5 protein-coding genes are annotated in these 4,260 nt (G+C 65.6%); 2 read left to right on the top strand and 3 right to left on the bottom strand.

Features of this window, described 5'->3' with window-relative positions; all coding sequences use genetic code 11:
* Nucleotides 1–224 (bottom strand): hypothetical protein (locus ABZ656_RS56805; protein ID WP_360280418.1); only part of this gene is annotated, 224 nt, incomplete at its 3' end.
* 11 nt (nucleotides 225–235) lie between these two features.
* Nucleotides 236–379 carry a hypothetical protein gene (locus ABZ656_RS56800; RefSeq protein WP_180362806.1) on the bottom strand — a complete coding sequence of 48 codons (144 nt, stop codon included), beginning with the start codon at nucleotides 377–379 and terminating at the stop codon, nucleotides 236–238.
* An 845-nt stretch (nucleotides 380–1,224) separates the two neighbouring features.
* Between ABZ656_RS56800 and ABZ656_RS56795 the strand changes: the two genes are divergently transcribed.
* Together ABZ656_RS56795 and ABZ656_RS56790 are read left to right on the top strand one after the other, a co-directional pair.
* Complete coding sequence (locus ABZ656_RS56795; protein ID WP_360280415.1) at nucleotides 1,225–2,049, top strand: hypothetical protein; 825 nt, start codon at nucleotides 1,225–1,227, stop codon at nucleotides 2,047–2,049.
* A 554-nt stretch (nucleotides 2,050–2,603) separates the two neighbouring features.
* Nucleotides 2,604–3,353, top strand: a complete 750-nt coding sequence (locus ABZ656_RS56790; RefSeq protein ID WP_360280412.1) for a peptidoglycan-binding protein — start codon at nucleotides 2,604–2,606, stop codon at nucleotides 3,351–3,353.
* A gap of 317 nt (nucleotides 3,354–3,670) precedes the next feature.
* Here the strand turns inward: ABZ656_RS56790 and ABZ656_RS56785 are convergent, their stop codons facing one another.
* Complete coding sequence (locus ABZ656_RS56785; protein WP_360280421.1) at nucleotides 3,671–4,126, bottom strand: GNAT family N-acetyltransferase; 456 nt, start codon at nucleotides 4,124–4,126, stop codon at nucleotides 3,671–3,673.
* Between the last annotated feature and the right edge of the window lie 134 nt (nucleotides 4,127–4,260).

The following is a 4,260-nucleotide window of genomic DNA, read 5'->3' as shown; positions in this document are numbered from 1 at the left end:
AAACGCCACAGCGCGGCCCCGGTCTCGCCGAACAGTTCGTACGCCTCGTGCAGCAGCGTCGCCGGGGCCGCGTTGGCGCGCGCGGCGGCGACAAGAGTGACCGCCGTCTCTCCACGACTCTGCAGCCATTCGGCATAACACCGCCACTCTGGCCAGGAGATGTCGGCGTGTGGCGCGCGACGACCGCACGGCCGCGCGGTTGACGCTGGCAGGCGGGTCAGCACCGCCAGTCCGGTCAGGACTTCACGTCGGCACCCTGAGCACCGGCGCCGGCTGCAGCGAGCGACACGCTGTCGGAGGTCGTCTGCGGACGTACGTGCAGATCACCTCGTATGTACAGACAGGACCTGCCCGGCTTGTTGGTGCTGAGGGCGACCATGCGGTGGAGTTTTTTCATCGGTTGTGTGCGATATGAGGAAGGCCCGGATGCCGGCGTCCTGTGAACAGCAGTTTGAGGAGCCGCTGGCGCAGCATCGCGATGTGCGTGAGCGAGGTTGAGACGCGCCGTCGGATCAACGCGGTGACGCGACACCTTCACCACCACCCGCGACCACCAGCACCGACAACAACACCGGTATCGGTGGCGGAGGAACTGTAAACCAGAATTCGCGCGATGTGGGATAGGAGCGGAGTTCCTTCAAGCCGTGCGCGATTACCGCACCGACAGGGTGCTATATGGGGTTAAAACTCCCTTTAGGTTTGGAGTGACCTCGGAGCCGACGATGAATGTCCGTATGGCCAAAATAGTCGGCCCGTTCGTCCAGTCATGGTGTCGGTTGATCCAGTGTCGCCTAAAGTCGAGGCGCCATCTGCGATGAAGGAGAAGGGGACCCGAGGATGCCCGGTCAGCATGAAACATCCGGCGGCACGTCGACTGAAGCCAGTGCTATCTCCCCGGCGACCGCCTGGCTGGCCGCCCCTGTGGCCGATATGGCCGGGGACCCCGGCAATGCCTTGGTTCCGCAGGGCACGGCAGACGCGGAGAGGCTCGAAAGCGCCCCACCTGCTCCGCAGGAGGCCCGGGCGCAGCAGTCTCGGTCTCGTGCAGTCCCGGAGCGCTCTGGAATGAAGCCGGAGCAAGGAATTCCGGAATCAGCGGTCCGTGACGAGCCACTCGCGATTGAACCGCCTGTCGACGATGGAGCACTAATAGGGCCTGAGGAAGGGGAAATTTCTCTGCCTCTACGGGGTGCGGAGGCCGAGACCGAACGAGGGAAACCGGCCATGCCTGGCTCGAAGAAGCCGATACTGGCAGGTCTCGCAATCGCCGGAACAATGCTGATAGTAGCCCCAATTCTTTTGTTGGGGAACGGTGACAAAAAGACGTCCAACCTCACCTCCGGGGCAACCCAGGGTAACACCATCCCGACCTTCGAACAGCCCGGCGATCCCATTTCTGAACCGACCTCATTCTCGCCTTCGCCTTCGCCTTCGCCCAAGGAAGGCAGTAAGGCGAAGAGTGCCGATAAAAGTCCGTCTGCCGCGCCCACCGTTGCGGCCAAGGTTGCCCGCAGCAGTAAGAGTGCGATAGCTGCTGGATCCGCAATGCCGAAGAAGAAATCGAAAGGTGAGAAGAAAAACGCTCCACCTCCAGCGGGCACCGCGGCAGCCGCGGTTGAGAAACTGGCCGCAAGTAGTCCTGGTCGTCACATATGCTATCGGGTTCACGTGAGCGATATCGGCTGGAAGAGTCCGGTGTGCGATGGCGCTATGGCGGGTACGGTCGGGCAAGCGCGCGCCATTGAAGCCATTAACATTTCCGTGGCCGGCGTCGACGAGGTGACAGCCAGGGGGTATATCCAGAACGCCGGGTGGGAAGCCAGTGGGAAAACTGTTCCTGACGATGTCAACCTCTACATCGGAACCACTGGGCTGTCGCTGCGCTTGGAGGCTTTTACGCTGAATGTCGGCACAGGCACTGTCTGCGTCAACTCGCACGTCCAGAACATCGGATGGCAAGGCGCGCAGTGCGGTAGGTCTGGTAGCGACGTAACAGCCGGAACCATGGGCAAGTCGCTCCGGTTGGAAGCCGTCACTTTCACAGTGTGAGGTGAAGGACGGTGAGGTGAAGGACGCGCTGCTTCGGGTACTTCCTAACAGTCGCCTCACGGCTCGACCCTGGCTTGGCCTGCCCGCCACGCACAGCCGCCGGCCCGGGTGCCATGTGGCAGCGGAGGTGAGTCGTTCTGCCGGGTCCGTCCCTGTGTTGTGCCTGTCGCCCTGCCGTTGGCCGTCTCCGACGCGGACCGTGGGGTTCTGCGTTCGTGGGTCCGCTCGCCGTCGTCCTCGTCGGGGCTGGTGACGCGGGCGCGGCGGCCGTCGACACGGAACTGGCCGCGTTCATCCGCACCTGCCTGGACAAGGAGCCCGAATCGCGCCCCTCACCGGAGACGGTGTTCCGGACCGCCATCGGGCACCAGTTCCCCGCGCCGACCGAGCGACCGGCACGGTCCGCGCCGAAAAGGGCACCCCTCCTCGATGGACGACCCGCCGCCCCGCGCCACCCGCGGATCCTCCCGTCGGCTCCGTCGCCTCCGGTTCCCCTGCCACCCCCGCTCCCGGGAGGCGCAGGGAGCTGATCGTGGGCGCAGCTGCCACGCTATGTGTCGCGGCCGGCGCGGCCGTCACCGTGGCACTGTTGCCGCGGAGCCACTCCTCCGCGACGGCCGCCCACGGGCCGGACACGTCGGCGACCGTGGCGGACAATCCGGCCTCCACGCCCAGCAGTTCACAGAAGGCGGCGACGTCCTCCCCGTCGCAGGCGGACCAGGCGGCGAAACAGGCGAAACAGTCGCCGAGTACGGCGGCACCGAAGGACCCACCACGCAGGGTCCCTGCAACTCCTCCTCGACGACCATGGTCTCTACGTCCCGGTCAGCGGGGAATTCGACGCCGCGACCGTCGCCGCGGTCAGGGCCTTCCAGACCGAGACCGGCCTCACCGTCGACGGCAAGGTCGACGCGCAGACCAAGAAGCTCCTGTACGCCCTGCCTCGCGGAACCATCCGGGCCAGCTCGGTCACGGCGACCGAGAGCGTCAATGCCGTCTCGGTCGCCCGGTGTCTCGACAAACGCGGCTCGGATGTCCAGGTGTGGGGGTGCAACGGCACGGACGTCCAGAAGTGGGCCCTGTACCGTGTGGCCGGGCAGGGCTCCCAGTACCGCGTCGTCAATCAGGGCAGCCATCTCTACCTGGACGCCGACGCCGGCGCGACCGGCCACAACGGCCAGGGGATACAGGCCACGAGCTGCGACGGGCTGAGGGCCCAGACACGGCAGCTGGGCGGTGGCGGAACGCTGGTCAGCGTCCCGGACGGCTTCTGTCTGGACGCGGAGGCCTCCACTTCCGGGTAGGACGGTCAGCGGGTCCAGGGCTTCGGATGCGCGGGCAGCGCCAACCAGGTGTGGCACTGGTCTTGACGGCCCCGCCGAGGGGCGGACACGACGTCGCCCCTCCCCCACAGTTGGCTAGGACGACGTTCAGCGGCCCCACCGAGGCGACCCCAACTGGCCCCAGTTCACGATTGATTCGTGAAGATCAGGCGTTGTGAAGTGGCTCCGGAGGGCGGTTTGATCTGGGACCACCGGGCGGTGTCGGTGGGGTGTCCAGGTAGGCGGTTGATCAGGACGTCGGCACTCGGTGGCGGCGCTTGTCACGAGATTGGGAAGGCTCAGTCGCCTCGGATGCGGGCATGCAAATGCATGTCGTGTCGGCCGTCGTCATGCACAGCTGCGCTGCGCTTGGTGCCTTCCAGGAGGTAGCCGGACTTGGTAGCGACCCTGCAGGAGGCGTGGTTGCGGGTGGAGTGGTCCAGCTCCAGCCGGTGGAAGCCGATTTCGTTCAGGGCCCAGGCGGTGAGCGCCCCGAGGCCTTGCGAGGCCACTCCGGCGCCGCGGGCTGCCGGGAGCACCCAGTAGGCCGCGCCGGCTATGCCGTCGTCGAAGTCCAGTCCGCGTAGTGCGATCCGGCCGAGTACTTCGTCGCCGTCGCGAGTGATCGCCCAGTGGCCGCCCTTCTCGTGTTTCCAGTCCTGGCGGTATGTGTCGAACCATTCCCGGACCTGGAGTTCGGTGCAGGGCCGACGGGTGTGCCAGCGGCGGATCTCATCATCCTGATAAGCAGACAGGAACGCTGGTGCGTCGGATTCTTCCCAAGGGCGTAGCAGTTAGAACTCCTAACAAAGTGAGAGGTTCCTCAGTCGTCGCCAGCAGATGATGCTGCAGGCCAGGCTGAGGAAGGCTTCGTGGATGTCGTCGCGTA

Origin of the sequence: Streptomyces sp. NPDC007095 (assembly GCF_040634475.1) — a bacterium.
Taxonomy (GTDB): Bacteria; Actinomycetota; Actinomycetes; order Streptomycetales; family Streptomycetaceae; genus Streptomyces.
The sequence above is the reverse complement of the archived record's forward strand: the minus strand, read 5'-3'. Positions and strand labels throughout refer to the sequence as shown.

Excerpts from the sequence above, each read along its gene's own strand:
- ABZ656_RS56800 (WP_180362806.1), bottom strand. The coding sequence starts at position 379 with ATGGTCGCCCTCAGCACCAACAAGCCGGGCAGGTCCTGTCTGTACATA.
- ABZ656_RS56795 (WP_360280415.1), top strand. The coding sequence starts at position 1,225 with ATGCCTGGCTCGAAGAAGCCGATACTGGCAGGTCTCGCAATCGCCGGA.